The 15,094-nt window shown below is 70.2% G+C and carries 18 protein-coding genes; 5 read left to right on the forward strand and 13 right to left on the reverse strand.

The features are described 5' to 3' along the window. Positions 1-41: 41 nt before the first annotated feature. The 4 genes from ITJ57_RS02505 to ITJ57_RS02520 form a co-directional block, all read right to left on the reverse strand. A complete protein-coding gene (locus tag ITJ57_RS02505; RefSeq protein ID WP_194668699.1) occupies positions 42-1,253 on the reverse strand; it encodes a toxic anion resistance protein in 1,212 nt (403 codons plus the stop codon). A 53-nt stretch (positions 1,254-1,306) separates the two neighbouring features. Further along, a complete protein-coding gene (locus ITJ57_RS02510; protein ID WP_194668700.1) occupies positions 1,307-1,885 on the reverse strand; it encodes a TerD family protein in 579 nt (192 codons plus the stop codon). Positions 1,886-1,946: 61 nt separating this feature from the next. Beyond that, positions 1,947-2,537 carry a TerD family protein gene (locus ITJ57_RS02515; protein ID WP_194668701.1) on the reverse strand — a complete coding sequence of 197 codons (591 nt, stop codon included), beginning with the start codon at positions 2,535-2,537 and terminating at the stop codon, positions 1,947-1,949. A gap of 129 nt (positions 2,538-2,666) precedes the next feature. Beyond that, positions 2,667-3,893, reverse strand: a complete 1,227-nt coding sequence (locus ITJ57_RS02520; protein ID WP_194668702.1) for a TerC family protein — start codon at positions 3,891-3,893, stop codon at positions 2,667-2,669. 122 nt (positions 3,894-4,015) lie between these two features. Between ITJ57_RS02520 and ITJ57_RS02525 the strand changes: the two genes are divergently transcribed. After that, the gene (locus ITJ57_RS02525; protein WP_194668703.1) at positions 4,016-4,507 is read left to right on the forward strand and encodes a MarR family winged helix-turn-helix transcriptional regulator; all 492 of its coding nucleotides are present in this window, start codon (positions 4,016-4,018) and stop codon (positions 4,505-4,507) included. A 10-nt stretch (positions 4,508-4,517) separates the two neighbouring features. Here ITJ57_RS02525 and ITJ57_RS02530 read toward each other — a convergent pair whose 3' ends face one another. Then, positions 4,518-5,015 carry a GtrA family protein gene (locus tag ITJ57_RS02530; protein ID WP_370582146.1) on the reverse strand — a complete coding sequence of 166 codons (498 nt, stop codon included), beginning with the start codon at positions 5,013-5,015 and terminating at the stop codon, positions 4,518-4,520. 4 nt (positions 5,016-5,019) lie between these two features. Next, complete coding sequence (locus tag ITJ57_RS02535) at positions 5,020-6,540, reverse strand: glycosyltransferase family 39 protein (protein ID WP_194668704.1); 1,521 nt, start codon at positions 6,538-6,540, stop codon at positions 5,020-5,022. Positions 6,541-6,739: 199 nt separating this feature from the next. Between ITJ57_RS02535 and ITJ57_RS02540 the strand changes: the two genes are divergently transcribed. Beyond that, a complete protein-coding gene (locus ITJ57_RS02540) occupies positions 6,740-7,405 on the forward strand; it encodes a hypothetical protein (RefSeq protein WP_194668705.1) in 666 nt (221 codons plus the stop codon). Positions 7,406-7,467: 62 nt separating this feature from the next. Here ITJ57_RS02540 and ITJ57_RS02545 read toward each other — a convergent pair whose 3' ends face one another. Beyond that, entirely contained in the window at positions 7,468-7,641 is a 174-nt protein-coding gene (locus tag ITJ57_RS02545) for a CsbD family protein (RefSeq protein WP_086472763.1), read from the reverse strand. A 273-nt stretch (positions 7,642-7,914) separates the two neighbouring features. On the opposite strand from ITJ57_RS02545, the gene nhaA reads away from it, so the two are divergent. Then, on the forward strand, positions 7,915-9,231 hold the full coding sequence (gene nhaA / locus ITJ57_RS02550; RefSeq protein WP_194668706.1) for a Na+/H+ antiporter NhaA: 1,317 nt from the start codon (positions 7,915-7,917) through the stop codon (positions 9,229-9,231). Here the strand turns inward: nhaA and ITJ57_RS02555 are convergent. From ITJ57_RS02555 to ITJ57_RS02580, 6 genes are read right to left on the reverse strand one after another with little or no spacing between them, the layout of a single operon-like run. Then, positions 9,185-9,505, reverse strand: a complete 321-nt coding sequence (locus ITJ57_RS02555; protein WP_370582147.1) for a CHY zinc finger protein — start codon at positions 9,503-9,505, stop codon at positions 9,185-9,187. The two genes, nhaA and ITJ57_RS02555, sit on opposite strands and share 47 nt — an antisense overlap. Next, the gene (locus ITJ57_RS02560; protein ID WP_194668707.1) at positions 9,502-10,098 is read right to left on the reverse strand and encodes an energy-coupling factor transporter transmembrane protein EcfT; all 597 of its coding nucleotides are present in this window, start codon (positions 10,096-10,098) and stop codon (positions 9,502-9,504) included. Before ITJ57_RS02560 ends, ITJ57_RS02555 begins: the two co-directional genes overlap by 4 nt. 4 nt (positions 10,099-10,102) lie before the next feature. Beyond that, positions 10,103-10,810 (reverse strand): energy-coupling factor ABC transporter ATP-binding protein, encoded by a 708-nt coding sequence (locus ITJ57_RS02565; protein WP_194668708.1) that lies wholly within the window; start codon positions 10,808-10,810, stop codon positions 10,103-10,105. Continuing rightward, a complete protein-coding gene (locus ITJ57_RS02570) occupies positions 10,807-11,976 on the reverse strand; it encodes a thiolase family protein (protein ID WP_228506439.1) in 1,170 nt (389 codons plus the stop codon). The genes ITJ57_RS02565 and ITJ57_RS02570 overlap by 4 nt, the downstream gene beginning before the upstream one ends. Then, complete coding sequence (locus ITJ57_RS02575) at positions 11,966-13,123, reverse strand: class I adenylate-forming enzyme family protein (protein WP_194668709.1); 1,158 nt, start codon at positions 13,121-13,123, stop codon at positions 11,966-11,968. The genes ITJ57_RS02570 and ITJ57_RS02575 overlap by 11 nt, the downstream gene beginning before the upstream one ends. Beyond that, on the reverse strand, positions 13,120-13,725 hold the full coding sequence (locus ITJ57_RS02580) for a biotin transporter BioY (RefSeq protein WP_194668710.1): 606 nt from the start codon (positions 13,723-13,725) through the stop codon (positions 13,120-13,122). The genes ITJ57_RS02575 and ITJ57_RS02580 overlap by 4 nt, the downstream gene beginning before the upstream one ends. A gap of 112 nt (positions 13,726-13,837) precedes the next feature. Between ITJ57_RS02580 and ITJ57_RS02585 the strand changes: the two genes are divergently transcribed. Together ITJ57_RS02585 and ITJ57_RS02590 are read left to right on the forward strand one after the other, a co-directional pair. Further along, positions 13,838-14,452, forward strand: coding sequence for a TetR/AcrR family transcriptional regulator C-terminal domain-containing protein (locus ITJ57_RS02585; RefSeq protein ID WP_194668711.1), 615 nt, complete (start codon positions 13,838-13,840; stop codon positions 14,450-14,452). A gap of 120 nt (positions 14,453-14,572) precedes the next feature. Next, entirely contained in the window at positions 14,573-15,085 is a 513-nt protein-coding gene (locus tag ITJ57_RS02590; RefSeq protein WP_228506441.1) for a MarR family winged helix-turn-helix transcriptional regulator, read from the forward strand. Positions 15,086-15,094 lie beyond the last annotated feature (9 nt).

Below are 15,094 nucleotides of genomic sequence, written 5' to 3' on the forward strand. Positions count from 1 at the left end.
CCCCCTCGTCCTCGGCGCCCTGACCTCGCAGCGAGCCGAGACTAGCGGAGTTCGCGCTGCTCAGCCTGACGGCTGCGCTCGAGGTACGGCTTCGCCTTCTCGAGGCCGGTCTCCAGGGCGGTGACCGTGCCCTCCATGTTCTTCGCGGCTTCGGCACGGAAGGTGTCGATCGCGTCCATGGTCTGGAACACGTTGTCGAACGCGCGCTGCAGGGTGTCGACGCTGACGCCGGCGGTGGAGGCCTGCTGGTGGATCCGCGTCGTCTGGTCCTTCAGCATCTCGCTGGTCTGCAGGATCATGTTGTTCGTCGTGGTGTTGATCGCGTCGATCTGGTCGAGGACCATCTTCTGGTTCGCGAGCGCCTGCGCGACGATGACGGCGGTCCGCAGGGCGGCGATCGTCGTGGTGCGGGCCCGGTCGACACCCTTGATGAGTTCGAGGTTGTTCTTCCGGATGAGGTCCATCGCGAGGTAGCCCTGCACCGACACGGCCAGCTGGGTGAGGATGTCCTGGTGGCGCTGGCGCACGGGGAAGAGGACGTCGGCCTCGAGCTTCTGCGCCTCCTCGACACGGCCGGCGGAGCGCGCCTGGTCGATCTTCTCGACGCACGCGGCGTCGAGCGCCTTGGCGAAGACGGCGTACTCACTGAGCGCCTGCATCGTCTCCCACAGCTGGACCTTCTCGCCGGCGAGTGCGGCGTTGTCCTTGAGGAGTTCGTCCTGGCCGGCCATGAGCGACTTGATGATCTTGTCGAGCTGGGTCTGCGCGGACTCGTACTTCTGGAAGTACTTCGCGAGCTTGTTGCCACCCGGGATGAAGCCGAGGATCTTCCGGCCGACGCCGAGGTCGGCCTGGTTCGGCGTCAGGTCTTCGACGGTGCTGCGGAGGTCGCCGAGCGTCGTCGCGACCTTGATCTGCGCGCTGTCGCCGGAACGCTTCGCGCCGGCCACCGAGGTCGAGGAGCGTTCGAGCATGCGGGAGGAGTAGCCGCTGGACTGCACCATCTCCTTGCCGCCGATCTGGTTGATCCCCTCGATCTTCTGCGTGAACTCGGGCGAGCGCGGGTCGAGCGTCGCCACCTCGGTCACGAAGGACCGCGCCTGCTGCTGGATCTCGGTCTGGCGCTCAGCGGGGACGGGCACCATGCCGGGCGCCTCTTCGGCTTGCACGACGTCCGGTGCGTCCGGTGCGTGCAGCACGAGGGAGGCAGCGGCCTGATCGTTGGCGTCCGGCGGAGTGAGTGGCGTGCTCATGGCTTCGACCTTGCTCTCGTGTGTGACTGCTCGTGATGGGGTGCGTCGGGTGCTCAGCCGAGCGGGACGCCGAAGTCACCGGCGATGCCGGCGAGACCGGTGGTGTAGCCCTGACCGAGGGCCTTGAACTTCCACTCGGATCCGTTGCGGTACAGCTCCGAGAACAGCATGGCGGTCTCGGGGGCCGCGTCCTCGCTGAGGTCGAAGCGCACGATCTCAGTGCCGTCCTGGTCGACGACGCGGCAGTACGCGCCGCGCACCTGCCCGAAGTTCTGGCGACGCTCGTCGGCCTTGTCGATCGACACGGCGATGACCACGCGCTCGACGTCGGCCGCGACCGCGTTCAGGTCGACGGAGATCTGCTCGTCGTCGCCGGCACCGTCACCCGTGCGGTTGTCGCCGAGGTGCTTCACGGAGCCGTCCGCAGCGGCGGGCTGGTTGTAGAAGATGAAGTCCGCCGAGGAGCGCACCTTGCCGTCTGCTCCGATGAGCAGGGCCGAGGCGTCGAGGTCGAAGGCCTCACCGCTCGTCGTGCGCGGGTCCCAACCGAGGCCGACCGTCGCGACCGTGAGGCCCGGGCTGGTCTTGGTGAGCGAGAGGTTGTTGCCCTTTTCGAGGGTGAGTCCTGCCATGGTGATCGCTTCTCCTTCGATGGAACACGCGCTGACGCGCCGGGGACTGCTGGGGGTGGTGCTAGAGGACCTGGGCGGCGGGGCCGAGGAGGTCCATGACGGAGCGGCCGTTGGCGCGCTCGCCGATGGCCTTGAACGCCCAGCCGTTCGCCTCGCGCGACACCTTCGACATGATCATCGCGGTGTGCGGGCCGGAGTCGGTCAGCTGGTAGCGGGCGACCTCGGGCGAGCCCGGGGTCGAGTCGTCGATGATGCGGCTGAACGCGTTCTGCACGGTGTCGAAGGTCTGGCGGCTGTAGCTGCTGATCACGAAGACGATCTGCTGGACCGACGGGGCCACGCGCGAGAGGTCGACCAGGATGGTCTCGTCGTCGCCGTCGCCGGCACCCGTGAGGTTGTCGCCGGTGTGGGAGGCTGAGCCGTCCTTGCTGGCGAGCTGCTGGAACCAGATGGTGTCGAGCACCTTGCCGGTCGCGTCGAAGAAGATCGCCGAGGCGTCGAGGTCGATGTCGGGAGCGGAGGAGCGACCGAAGAGGCCGCGCTTCACCGGTGCGACGCCGTCCCAGCCGAGGCCCAGACGGATCCGCGTGAGTGCGCCACCGTCCTGCTTCGTCAGTGAGAGCGACTGGCCCTTTTCCAGACTCAGACCCATGGTTCCGTCTCCTAGATGCATCATCGTGTTGCGGGTGGTGAGGTGTCCGACGTGCGCCCCCGGCCGAAGCTGGGAGCGCACGTCAACGTTATCGGTTCAGCGAGGTGAACGCCCGGATTCCCGGTCCGTTCAGAGCAGACCGCGCGAATCGGAGTTCTTGGCGTGGAGCTCGTGCGCCCGCGAGAGCAGTCGCTGGAGCTCCTCATCGTCCGCCGCCTTGGCCTGGTGCTTCGGCTTGAGGTTCGCGAAGGACTTCTGACGCTCGACCATGCGGGTGTAGCTCGTCTCCAGCTCGACCTCGTCCACGTGGTGTCCGTCCGGGATGTCCTCCGGGGAGTCGGCGTGGAGCACGATCTTCTTCGCCTGGCTGCGGGCGTCGCTGATGATCGTGTGGGCGCGGCCGGCCGGGCTGAGCAGCGAGAGGAGCACCGTGACGATGAGGATGCCGACGATGACCGCGAGCGACAGGCCGGTCTCGATCTCGAAGACCGGGACGTGCTCGCCACCGTTGATGAACGGCAGGGTGTTCTCGTGGAGCGCGTGCAGGACGAGCTTCACACCGATGAAGCCGAGGATCGCCGCCAGGCCGTAGCTGAGGAAGATGAGGCGGTCGAGCAGGCCGTCGATGAGGAAGTAGAGCTGACGGAGGCCGAGGAGCGAGAACGCCGTCGCGGTGAAGACGATGTACGGGTTCTGCGTGAGGCCGAAGATCGCGGGGATCGAGTCGAGCGCGAAGAGCAGGTCGGTGCCACCGATGGCGACCATGACGAGCAGCATCGGCGTGAGGACCTTCTTGCCGTTCTCGATGGTGACGAGCTTGTCGCCGTCGTAGCGGTCCGTGGTCTTGAACAGGCGCTTGGCGAGACGGATGACGAAGTTGTTCGCCTCGTCCTCGTTCTCCTCCTCCGGACGGAGCAGCTTGACGGCGGTGAAGATGAGGAATCCACCGAAGATGTAGAACAGCCAGGACCACGCGTTGACCGCGGCTGCACCGAGGAAGATGAAGCCGGTGCGGGCGATGAGCGCGAAGACGATGCCGAAGAGGAGCACCTTCTGCTGGTCGGCGCGCGGGACGCGGAAGCTCGACATGATGATGAGGAAGACGAAGAGGTTGTCGACCGACAGGGCCTTCTCCGTGATGTAGCCGGCGAAGTACTCGGAGCCGAGCGTCCCGCCGCCGAAGATGAGCACGCCGACGCCGAAGATGAGGGCGAACCCGACGTAGAGGGCCGACCACTTCGCGGCTTCCGGCAGGGTCGGCTCGTGGGCCTTCCGCACGTGGAAGATGAAGTCGAAGGCGAGGAGGGCCAGAATGCCGACGATCGTCAGCAGCCAGACGTATCCGGGGATTTCCATGGGCTGTGTTCTCCGCAGCGCTCGAGGTGGGGGACAGTTGAGGGTTAGTTGGTGCTGTCCCACTATATAGTTGGTATGGTCCAACGAACACCCGAACGCCCGTATTCAGAAAGAATTCAGCTATGAGCGAGGATCTCGGCCCAGACGACGCCGGCGCGGTCATCGAAGCCTCGCTCGCGACGGTGTTGCGCTGGTCGAGCCGGGCCGACAACCGACGGACGCTCCACGACGCCGACGGCGCGGCACTCACGAGCACGGACGCCTGGCTTCTCGACTACGTGCTCTCGGCCGGGCCGATCCGCATGTCCGCCGTCGCCGGCTGGATGTCCGTCGACAAGTCGACCGCCACCGCCGAGGTCCGCCGTCTCGAGCAGGGCGGGCTCGTCGAACGCGTGACCGACCCGAGCGACCGCCGTGCCGTCCTCGTGAGCGCCACCGAGGAGGGGCGGATTGCCCTCGACCGGCACCGGGAGGCGGCCCAGCAGGTCTACAACACGCTCGTCGGCAAGTGGAGCGAACGCGACCGCACCGAACTCGCCCGGCTCCTGTCCCGCTTCGTGGACGAGTTCTCCTGGGTCAGCGACGCCGTGTCGCAGCACAACGCGAGTCGCTGACGGGCGGGCCTCAGGGCTCGACGCGTACCGGGATCGGTTCCGTCCGCTCCGCCCGCGGCCCGTACACCCAGAAGCGGTAGAGCACGAAGCGGAACGCGGAACCGAGGGCCAGGCCGACGAGGTTCGCCGACAGGTTGTCCGCCAGCGGCGTCGTCAGGTGCAACGCGTCGTGGGACACCCAGAGACAGGCCAGGGCGATCGCCCCGCCGGCCAGACTCACCAGACCGAACTCGAGCGCTTCGCGGGCGACGTCCGGCCGCCGATGCGCGCGGAAGGTGAGAAGCCGGTTGCCCACCCAGTTGGCCACGATGGCGAGCGTCGTGGAGACGCCCTTCGCCACGAGCAGCCCGGAGGTGCCGGTGTGGAGGAACACCGTGTACGCGAGGAGGTTGAAGACCCCGATGTCGACGAGGAACCCGGCGCCGCCGACGAGGCCGAAGGCGGCGACCTCGCGGACGATCGGTCGCCGGAGCAGAGCGCGCGGATGCGTGAGGGGTCGGATCACCACGTCGTCACGACCTGACCAGCTCGAAGACGATGCTGCGGTGGACGGGGATCCGCTGCTCGACGTGGTAGCCGAGCGCCTCCAGATCCGCCACGTTCGGAGAGGTGCTCGACCCTTCGACGACCCAGACGGTGTCGTGGCCGATGAGTCGGTCGTGGATCTCGGACAGCGGCGCGGCCAGATCCCAGAGCTCCGGGCGGTCGCGGTAGCTCGTCACGAGCGCCACGTCGTCGAGGCCGGCGAAGGCCTGTGGGTAGAGGTCGATCGCGAGCCGCGACTTCCGCGAGGGTTTCACCGACTGGTCGAAGACGACGGCGTCGCCCGGCGAGGCGTGCGCCTCGACGACCTCCGCGGTCTGCCGGAGGTCGCTGCCGTCGTCCTTCGCGAACGGTCCGCGTTGCTCGACGAGGACGGGCGCGGCGAGCGCCAGGACGAGTGCGACACCGGCCGCGGTCGATACCGCGTGATCCACCCGCTTCGGCAGGAGGTCGACGATCGTCCGGAGGCCGAGCGCCATCATGATGGCGACGGCCGGGACGCAGAAGGTGACGTAGCGCAGGTTGTACATCGGGGTCACGAGGGCATTGCCGACGATGAGCAGGACGGTCGGGGCGAGTGCCCAGACGGCGATCATCGCCAGTGCACGCCGCTGTCGGGACGATCGGCGCACCACGAGGACGCCGATGGGTGCGAGCACGATGAGCAGCCAGGCGAGCACCGCGAAGGCCGGCGTCTGGAACCACTGCCCGACGAGCACCGACTCCGGTGTCGCGTAGTCCCGCCGGCCCAGGAACGCGATCTGCTCGCGTTGCGCGATGCCGGCGATCACGATCGGAGCCCCGAGGACCAATGCGCCGGCGAGGGACCAGCCCCACGCCCGGACGACCCGCGGCCCGGGGCGTCGGAGCAGCATCCAGGTGGCGTGCACGATGAGGAGCATCGCGAGGTACAGGAACAGGTACATCGAGGCGGCGCTCGCGACCGCGAAGAGCGCCCAGCTCCGGCGGGACGTGGACCGGCGTCGGACGAGCGACACGAACCAGACCGTCAGCCAGACGACCGCCGCCATGCCCAGCGCGTAGGAGCGTGTCTCGGCGCCCATCCGTATCACCTGCGGAATGACGGCGAAGATGAGGCCCGCGGTGACACCGACCGCCGGGGTGAAGAGCGACCTCGCGAGCACGACCGTGCCGGCTGCGGCCAGACCGACCCCGATCGCACTCGGGAACCGCGTGACGGCTTCGGCGGTCCCGAAGGCGCCGGTCCAGACATGGAGGAACACGTAGTACAGGCCGTGGACCGCGTCGATATGGCCGATCATCCCGAACAGGACGGGCAGCGGGCGCTCGGCGGCGAGGACGCTGGCGGCCTCGTCGCCCCAGTAGGACGGCGTCCCGATGCCGATGAGCGACACCGTCGTGGCGAACAGGCCGACGGCCCAGGGTGCGGCGCGGCCACCCAGCAGGGTGCGGAGCGCGTCGCGGCGAGGTCGCGATCGCGCGGTCGGCACGGTGATCGTCGCGGTCATGGGTTCCCCTCGGACGCGACAACCTGGCGCGTCGTCTCATCGTCCGCCGGGCGGATGAACGCCAGCAGAGAGAATCCTGTGAGGGGGTGGGGGATCGGCGGGTCCGGCTGCTGGGCCGACCTCGGTGGGGAGTTGTGCCCATCGCGCCGACGGGCAGGGGTGGACAGACTGCAGGAGTCCGCTGTCGAAAGGAACTCCGATGCAGCTCTCCCGCGTCACCGCCCTGATCACCGTCCCGATCGCCGCTGCCCTCGTGCTCGCCGGATGCGGCATGCTGCCGGGCCCTGAGGCGAAGCCGAAGGAGACGGCGTCCGCATCGGCGTCCGTGACCCCGTCCGAGAAGCCGAAGGCGTCGGGATCCGCCGACGGTGAGGTCACCGAGCCCGGTGCCAAGGTCGGCATCGACGAGGAGATCGTCTACGAGTCGCAGGGGACCGACGACGTCACCGCACTCATCAGCGCCAAGCTGACCGAGGTCACACCCGCGACGCCCGAGCAGGTCTCGTTCCTGAAGTCGCAGTTCGACGGCGGAGAGCTCGACGGCCTCAACCTCACGCTCATCCGGCTCGAGATGACGAAGGTCTCGGGCGACCCGGTGGCGTTCAACAGCGACGCGACCTCCTTCGCCCCGGTCGACGCCGACGGCGAGAAGGTCCAGGAGGTCACGCTCATCGGTTGGGACGAGTGCGGCTCCGAGTCGTTCACCGAGGAGTTCGACGGTGGGGCACCGATCACCCAGTGCTACGTCGCGGCGGCACCCTCGGGCGGCAACGCCCCGGCCGGCCTCATGTACGACGGCGGGTTCACCGAGCCGAACCCGTACGACTCCTACGACGGCGAGCCGATCCTCCTCATCAAGGACTGACCGCCGCAGACAGACGAACGCCGGTGACCCGTGGGGTCACCGGCGTTCGTGTGATCTGGAGGTCAGTTCTTGAACGCGTCCTTCACGTTCTCACCGGCCTGCTTCACGTCGGACTTGGCCTGATCGGCCTTGCCCTCCGCGACGAGCTTGTCGTTGTCGGTCGCCTTACCGACGGCCTCCTTGGCCTTGCCAGCGAGGTCTTCTGCGGCGTTCTTGATCTTGTCTGCTGCGCTCATATGCTGCTCCTCACATGTTCTCCGGGCTGTCGATCCGCATCGATCGAATCGGACAGGGCGACCTGGTGGACGCACGTCAGGTCTACACCCCACACGGCGCCTCATGGCTGAGGGCCAGGAGACTCCCAGACAGTCCTACGCGCAGTGGATAGTCCGACCGAGCACCGCGCCCGTGCTCCGCGTAGACTGGGTGCCGGTGTGCCGGGAAGTCTGGTCGGCGGGTGGTCATGATGACCGCTCTGATCCTCGACCGAACCCGCCCCGAAGGACCCCATGACCGACGCACATCGCTCCCACGAGCTGCCGGCCGACCAGGCGCCGCACTCCATCTGGCGTGGCATCCACCAGACACTCCAACAGGACACCGTCGGCGGAGCCCTCCTCGTCGTCGCCACCGCCCTCGCCCTCGTCCTCGCGAACACCGGCGCCTCCGAGTTCTACCTGAGCGTCCGAGACTTCACCTTCGGCCCCGAGGCGCTCCACTTGAACCTCTCCGTGGGTGCCTGGGCCGCCGACGGTCTCCTCGCGATCTTCTTCTTCGTCGTGGGACTCGAGCTCAAGGAGGAGTTCGTCGCCGGCAAACTCCGGAACCCGAAGACCGCCGCGCTCCCGATCGCCGCCGCGGTCGGTGGTGTCGCCGTCCCCGCGCTCATCTACGTGCTCGTCAACCTGCGGTCCGGCCCGGACGCGCTCCAGGGGTGGGCGATCCCCGCGGCGACCGACATCGCGTTCGCCGTCGCCGTCATCGCCGTGGTCGGGAAGTTCCTCCCGCCGGCGCTCCGCACCTTCCTGCTCACCCTCGCCGTCGTCGACGACCTCATCGCCATCAGCATCATCGCGATCTTCTACACCGACCACATCGAGTTCGTCCCGCTCGCGCTCGCCGCGGTGCCGCTCGCGATCTTCGCCGTGCTCGTCCAGCGCGGCGTGCGGGCCTGGTGGATCCTCATCCCGCTCGGGCTCGCCACCTGGGCCCTCATCCACGCTTCGGGGATCCACGCGACCGTCGCCGGTGTGCTGCTCGGCTTCATGGTGCCCGTCGTCGCGACGAAGCGCGCACGCGTCCGCGTCGGGGAGGACGCGAGCGGCAAGCCGATCTACGACGGCCTGGCCGCGCACTTCGCCGACCGCTGGAGCGTCGTGTCGACCGCCGTCGCCGTGCCGGTCTTCGCGTTCTTCTCCGCCGGTGTCGTCATCGGCGGTCTCTCCGGCCTCGTCGAGTCGTTCCAGGACACGATCGCGCTCGGCATCGTCGCGGGTCTCGTCCTCGGGAAGCCGATCGGCATCACCCTGACGACGCTCCTCGTCACCCGGCTGCCCGGGCTGCGGCTCGACCCGTCGATCCGGTGGGTCGACCTCGTGGGCATGGCCTTCGTGGCCGGGATCGGGTTCACGGTGTCGCTGCTCGTCGGTGAGCTCTCCTTCGGCGTCGGCAGCGAGTCCGACGACCACGTGAAGGTGGGCGTACTCGCCGGTTCGCTCATCGCGGCGGCCATCGGTGCGGCGATCCTCAGCGGCCGGAACCGGGTCTACCGCCGGGAGGTCACGCCTGGAAGTAATACGCCGAGTGGAGCCGGCAGCCGGGGTTGAACGCCGCCGAGCAGTTCGGGCACGCGTCGACCGTGAGGTAGCGCTCGATCGTCAGCTCGCTCGAGCACACGCCGCAGAGGATCGCCTCGCGGTCGCGCTGCTCGCGCGGCCACTGCTCGGCCGGATGGTCGACGCACTCGGCGTGGCAGCGGTGGCACGGGTAGTACTCGCCGCAGCAGGCGAAGCGGATGGCGATGACGTCGAGCGGCGTCGCGTAGTGCACGCAGCGCGTCTCGTCGTCGACCGTCCGGCCGAGCACCCGCACCCCGCTCACCGGACGCCCCGTGCGGTGAGGGCGTCGCCGAGTTCGTCGGCGTGCTTGAGCGACACCACGAGGAACGGGACGACGAAGGTCACCGGGTTGGAGCGCACCCCGCGGGCCCGCTGGGCGTCCCGCACGCCGGCCGCGAGGCGGGCGAGCACCGGGATGGTGTTGATCGCGACGGCGAGCATGAGGGCGATCCTGGCCGGGTCGACCCCGAACCGGCCGAACGGTCGGAGGGCGCGCTCGAAGGCGTCGAGCAGCTCGGCGACGCGCGTGCTGAGCACCAGCAGGGCCGCGAGGAGGATGGCCGCGACGATGCGCGCGGTGTTGGAGACGGCCGACTCGAGGTCGACGAAGAGCAGCTGGCCGACGACGGTGATCGTGATGATCCAGCGGATGAGCACGAGCTGACGACCGAGCTCCGCGAGGCCCAGTCCTGAGACGAGGTAGGCGAGCACCGTGACCGCCGCCGCGATCCCCGCCGTCCACCAGCTGGTGGGGAGGAATGAGATGGCGAGGACGACGAGGAGAATGCCGAGCGCCTTCGGCCCGGCGGGTGCCCGATGCAGCCAGCCGGTCCCCGGTCGATACAGGGTGATCACGACGTCACGTCGCCAGACTGGCGCGATAGCTCGCGATGACCTCGGCCGGGTCGCCCTGCGCCGTGACCCGGCCGCCGTCGAAGAGGAGCGCGACGTCACAGCGTGCGGCGAGCTCCAGGTCGTGCGTCACGAGCACGAGCTGGTGCCCGGCCTCCGGTCGCAGGAGGTGGCCCGCCACGGCGGCACTGTTGCGGGCATCGAGGTAGGCGGTCGGTTCGTCGGCGATGAGGAGCGCCGGTCGGCGGATGACCGCGCCGCACAACGCCAGGAGCTGCTTCTGGCCGCCGGACAGCTCGTGGGCCGAGCGATCGGCCAGCGCCGACAGTCCGAACTCGTCGAGCGCCCTGACGACCCGCTCGGCCGTCTCGGCCTTCGAACCCGACGTGCCGCGGAGGGAGAACGCGACGTCCTCGGCGACGGTCGGCATGACGATCTGCGCGTCCGGATTGCTGAACACGATGCTCACGAGGCGTCGCAGTCTGGCCGTCTCCCGCGCGGTGTCGACGCCGTGGACATGGACGGTGCCCGACGTCGGTCGGCTGAGGCCGCCGAGCAGGCGGGCGAAGGTCGACTTGCCCGAACCGTTCGCCCCGATGACCGCGATGCGGGGGCTGTCGAGCTGGAGCGTCACGTCGTCGAGGGCGACGGTGTCGCCGAGACGCGCGGTGACGCGGTCGAGTCGGATGGCTGGGGGTTCGATGTCCTCGATCATCGCACGACCTCGAACACGGCGGCGACGCCGAGGCCACCGCCGACCGAGGCTGCGGCGAGGCCGAGGGTGCCGGCCGGGGCTCCGCCGCGGACGAGCCGGGAGAAGAGCCGGACGACGGACACCGCGCCGCTGGCACCCCAGGGGTGGCCGAGCGCGAGGGCGCCGCCGTCGGCGCAGAGCCGCTCGTCGTCCTCGGCGACGCCCAAGCGGTCGAGGACCGCGAGGGTCTGCGCGGCGAACGCCTCCACGAGCTCGATCGCCTGGACGGAGGTGAGGTCGACGTCCGCCCGCTCGAGGGCCTCGAGGATCGCCGGGGCGGCGCCGATCCCGGGGAGGGACGGGTCGCATCCGACGACGGCGTGCCCACGGAGCGCGAGGCCTGGTGCAGCGCCCCGTGAGGAGGCGCCGCCCGGAACGAGGAGGACCGCTGCCGCGCCGTCGCTGACGCGGCAGGTGTTGCCGGCGGTGAGTGATCCGTCCGCGAACAGCGGAGTGAAACGGGGGAGCAGGCGGTCGAGGTGCCGCGTGGTCGGCTCGTCATCGTCGGCCGCGCCGGGCAGCGGGACCAGCTCGGCGGTGAAGCGGCCGGCTGCTTCCGCCTGCGCGGCACGCTGCGTGCTCCGTGCCGCGTACGCGTCCTGGCGCTCACGGGAGACCCCGTCGTGGCGCGCGAGGTCCTCCGCCGCCCGCGTCATGTCGGGGTCGTGCCAGCCCGCCGGCGCGAACGGGGCCCGGGCGTAGGCGATGCCGTCGACGGAGCGCACCGGGGCGGTCGACGCGCTCTCGACGCCGCCCGCGATCCGGGGTCGGTCGTCGCCGGCCTCGATCGCGGTGGCCGCCTCGATGATCGCTGCGAGCCCGCTGCCGCACTGGCGGTCGACCGTGAGGCCGGGGACCGCGAACCCGAGCCCGGCGCCGAGGGCGGCGACGCGGGCCGGGTTGCCACCGGGGCCCATGCAGTTGCCGAGCACGACGTCCGCGATGTCGGTTGTCCGGCCGAGCACCGCACCTGCGTCCTCGTGCACGGCGCGGACGACCGGGACGGCGAGCTGCTCGACGGTCAGCGCCGCGAGGGCCCGGCCACGCGTCGCGATGGGGGTGCGGCGGGCGGCGACGACCACCGGGCGGGTGCGGACGGTGGGGCTGGTGCTGTCCTCAGGGCGCAAGGGTGGCCACCTCCCCGGCGCGAACCCGCTCGATGAGGGCGGCTCGCGCGGCCTTCCCCGTGGTCGTCCGGGGCAGCTCGTCGACGATGAACCACCGGCGCGGGCGGTGCGACGGCGGGAGGAGGCCAGCGACGGCGGCCCGCAGCTCGGCGCGCGTCGGACGGGCGCCGGACCGCGTCTCGACGACGGCGGTCACGAGTTCGCCGACGCCCTCGTTGGGGAGCCCGAACACGACGGCGTCCGTGATGTCGTCCACCAGCCGCAGTGCCTCCTCGACGTCGGACGGGATGACCGTCGCGGCGGCCGTCAGGATCGCGTCGTCACGGCGTCCGAGGAGGGAGAGCCGAGCGCCGTCGAGGCGGGCACGATCACCGACGGTGGCCCAGTCGCCGTCGCGATGCAGCGGCCCCGACCCGCCGAGGGTGCTGCTGGCGAGGTAGGGCGACCGGACCCAGAGCACCTCGTCGCGCACCTCGAACTCGACCCCGGGGAAGGCGCGGAGGCCCGGCTGCTCCGGGTCGGCGCCGTCGTCGACCGCGACGAAGGAGAGCTCGGCGGCGCCGTAGTACGAGACCACGCGGACGCCGTGCTCGGTCGCCCGTGCGCGCAGCGCGGGATCGAGGGAGGCGCCGCCGACGAGGGCCGCACGCAACCGAGGGGGCCGCCCGTCGTCGAGGAGTCGTCGCAGACCGCTCGGGGTGCCGTGGAAGAGCGTCGCGTCCTGCGCCTCGTCGGCGGTGAGGACGTGACGGGTCGGGAGGATCAGCGCGAACCCGGCCGCCGCAGTGTGCGCGATCGAGAAGAGTGAGAGGGAGGAGGCGGGCGGCGAGGCGAGGGCGAGCACATCGTCCGGACCGGCGCCCAGGAACTGCGCGACCGGCGCGAACGAGCTCGCCCAGGACTCGGCGGTCCGCAGCACGATGCGCGGGGCGCCCGTCGTGCCCGAGGTCGTCGTCGCCCACGCCTGGCCGGTCTGCGGTCCCGCAGCGCTGGCGCGATCGCAGACGGCGCGCCAGTACGGCTCGCTCCACCGGTCGTCGCCGAGTAACGGGACGTCACCCGCCGCGCGCACCTCCAGCGCGCGTCGGACGAGCTCCGTCGGAACCTCTCCGCGCAACGGGACGATGCGTCCGGCGTCCGTCGTCATACGACCCTGGCGGGCTCACCCGGTCGCGTCGACCCGACACCGGCGGCATGACGGAACGCCCGGGGGTAGGCGCGGGCGAGCGTCATCGTGATGACCGTCGCGAGCACCGCCTTGACGAGGTCGCCGGGCAGGAAGACGAGGCTCTGCAGCACGGTCTCGCCGAGCGACAACCGGGTGACGAGGGACTGGACGGGGACACCGACGGCGTAGATCACGACGATGCCGCCGAGGAGGACGCCGAGGGCCGTCCGCCACCAGCGCAGCCGTCGGCCGCCGGCGTGCACGATGAGACCGATGACGAAGGCGCCGACGATCCAGCCGAAGAGGTAGCCGGCGCTCGGACCGACGAAGACGCCGACCCCGCCTCGGCCGCCCGACAGCAGTGGCAGCCCGATCGCGACGAGGGCGAGGAGGACGAGCATCGAGAGCATCCCGCGCCACGGACCGAGGACCGCCCCGGCGAGCATGACCCCGAGCGTCTGCGCCGTGATCGGGACGGCCCCCAGGACGGAGAACGCGCCCGGCAGGCCCAGGGCGGCGACGATCGCGGCGAACACGGCGATGCGGGCGATGTCGGTCGCGTCGATGCGCAGCCTGCTCATGTGGTGCCTCTGTCTCGGGGAGGGTTGATGGTCGATCCGTCCAGGTGGTCCTGGCGGGTCGAATCCCACCTGAACACTGTTCACCTGAACAGCGTTCACTATAGTTGGAACCATGTCCGGTTCCGCAACCACCCGTCGTCATCGGCGCGACGACGTGGCCGAGGTCGCCCTCCGGATCCTCGACGACCACGGCCTGGCCGACCTCACCATGCGTCGCCTCGCCGCCTCCCTCGACGTCCAACCGAGCGCGCTCTACTGGCACTTCGAGAACAAGCAGACCCTCATCGCGGAACTCGCCGACCGCATCGTCGACGCCCACCCGGCCCCGGTCGACGCGGTGACGGACGCCGGTGGCGACTGGCGGGAGCGGACGCGGATCGAGGCAGCAGCGCTCCGAGACGCCCTGCTCGCCTACCGCGACGGCGCCGAGGTCGTCTCCAGCACCTATGCGCTCGGGCTCGGCTCAGGACGCGTGCTCCGCCGGCTGACCGACGCCGTGGCGCTCGCCGGTCTCGACGAGGCGACCACCCGACGCGCGGGCACCGCGCTCCTGCACTTCGTCCTCGGCCACGTGTCCCACGAGCAGCAGCGCCTGCAGTACGACAGCGTCGGCGTCCTCGGTGCCGGCGCGACGTCCGATCCGCGAGGCCCCGACGAGCAGGCGGAGGGGTTCGCCTTCGGTGTCGGACTGCTCGTCGACGGACTCGGGGCACTGGTGGTCCGCTGAGTCGAATGACCGGTGGCTCACCGAGGTGGATCGCTTACCACAGCGGCGTGAGCGGACGCCTATCCTCCAGCTGTGGCGGAGCCCAGGGTAGCGTTGGCGAGGACACGAGGAGGACCGACGATGGCGATGGGTGATGACGACGATGTGGACATCGTCATCGACGCCTGGGCCGCGGCGTTGCCCGACGTGGACTTCGCGCCGCTCGACGTCGTGTCGCGCCTGCGCCGCCTCGTCCCGCACCTCCAGGAGGTCCGTCGGGTGTCCTTCGCGGCGAGCAAGCTCCGGCCGTGGGAGTTCGAGTTCCTCTCCATGCTCCGACAGCACGGCGCCGAGGGGATGACCCCGTCGATGCTCGCCGCGCGACTCCATGTCACCAGCGGCAATCTCGCGAGCCAGCTCGACCGCCTGGCGGCCCGCTCGCTCGTCGTGCGCCAGAAGAACGCCGCCGACGGCCGGAGCAAGATCGTCGTCCTCACGACGCTCGGCCGGCAGCGGGTGGACGAGGCGATGCGCCGCCTGGTGGCCGATGAGAACGCGATGCTGTCCGGCCTCAGCCGTGACCAGATCTCGGTGCTCATCGAGAGCCTCCGCGTGATCGGCGCGACCCTCGAACGTGGCGAGGGGCGCGGCTAGCGCCCTTCG

The sequence above is a fragment of the Plantibacter sp. VKM Ac-2880 genome, assembly GCF_015351235.1.
Classification (GTDB): Bacteria; Actinomycetota; Actinomycetes; order Actinomycetales; family Microbacteriaceae; genus Plantibacter.

What these genes read in the sequence shown, in the direction of transcription:
- ITJ57_RS02505 (WP_194668699.1), bottom strand. Translation starts at nt 1,253, where the DNA reads ATGAGCACGCCACTCACTCCGCCGGACGCCAACGATCAGGCCGCTGCC.
- ITJ57_RS02510 (WP_194668700.1), bottom strand. Translation starts at nt 1,885, where the DNA reads ATGGCAGGACTCACCCTCGAAAAGGGCAACAACCTCTCGCTCACCAAG.
- ITJ57_RS02515 (WP_194668701.1), bottom strand. Translation starts at nt 2,537, where the DNA reads ATGGGTCTGAGTCTGGAAAAGGGCCAGTCGCTCTCACTGACGAAGCAG.
- ITJ57_RS02520 (WP_194668702.1), bottom strand. Translation starts at nt 3,893, where the DNA reads ATGGAAATCCCCGGATACGTCTGGCTGCTGACGATCGTCGGCATTCTG.
- ITJ57_RS02525 (WP_194668703.1), top strand. Translation starts at nt 4,016, where the DNA reads ATGAGCGAGGATCTCGGCCCAGACGACGCCGGCGCGGTCATCGAAGCC.
- ITJ57_RS02535 (WP_194668704.1), bottom strand. Translation starts at nt 6,540, where the DNA reads ATGACCGCGACGATCACCGTGCCGACCGCGCGATCGCGACCTCGCCGC.
- ITJ57_RS02540 (WP_194668705.1), top strand. Translation starts at nt 6,740, where the DNA reads ATGCAGCTCTCCCGCGTCACCGCCCTGATCACCGTCCCGATCGCCGCT.
- ITJ57_RS02545 (WP_086472763.1), bottom strand. Translation starts at nt 7,641, where the DNA reads ATGAGCGCAGCAGACAAGATCAAGAACGCCGCAGAAGACCTCGCTGGC.
- nhaA (WP_194668706.1), top strand. Translation starts at nt 7,915, where the DNA reads ATGACCGACGCACATCGCTCCCACGAGCTGCCGGCCGACCAGGCGCCG.
- ITJ57_RS02565 (WP_194668708.1), bottom strand. Translation starts at nt 10,810, where the DNA reads ATGATCGAGGACATCGAACCCCCAGCCATCCGACTCGACCGCGTCACC.
- ITJ57_RS02575 (WP_194668709.1), bottom strand. Translation starts at nt 13,123, where the DNA reads ATGACGACGGACGCCGGACGCATCGTCCCGTTGCGCGGAGAGGTTCCG.
- ITJ57_RS02580 (WP_194668710.1), bottom strand. Translation starts at nt 13,725, where the DNA reads ATGAGCAGGCTGCGCATCGACGCGACCGACATCGCCCGCATCGCCGTG.
- ITJ57_RS02585 (WP_194668711.1), top strand. Translation starts at nt 13,838, where the DNA reads ATGTCCGGTTCCGCAACCACCCGTCGTCATCGGCGCGACGACGTGGCC.
- ITJ57_RS02590 (WP_228506441.1), top strand. Translation starts at nt 14,573, where the DNA reads ATGGCGATGGGTGATGACGACGATGTGGACATCGTCATCGACGCCTGG.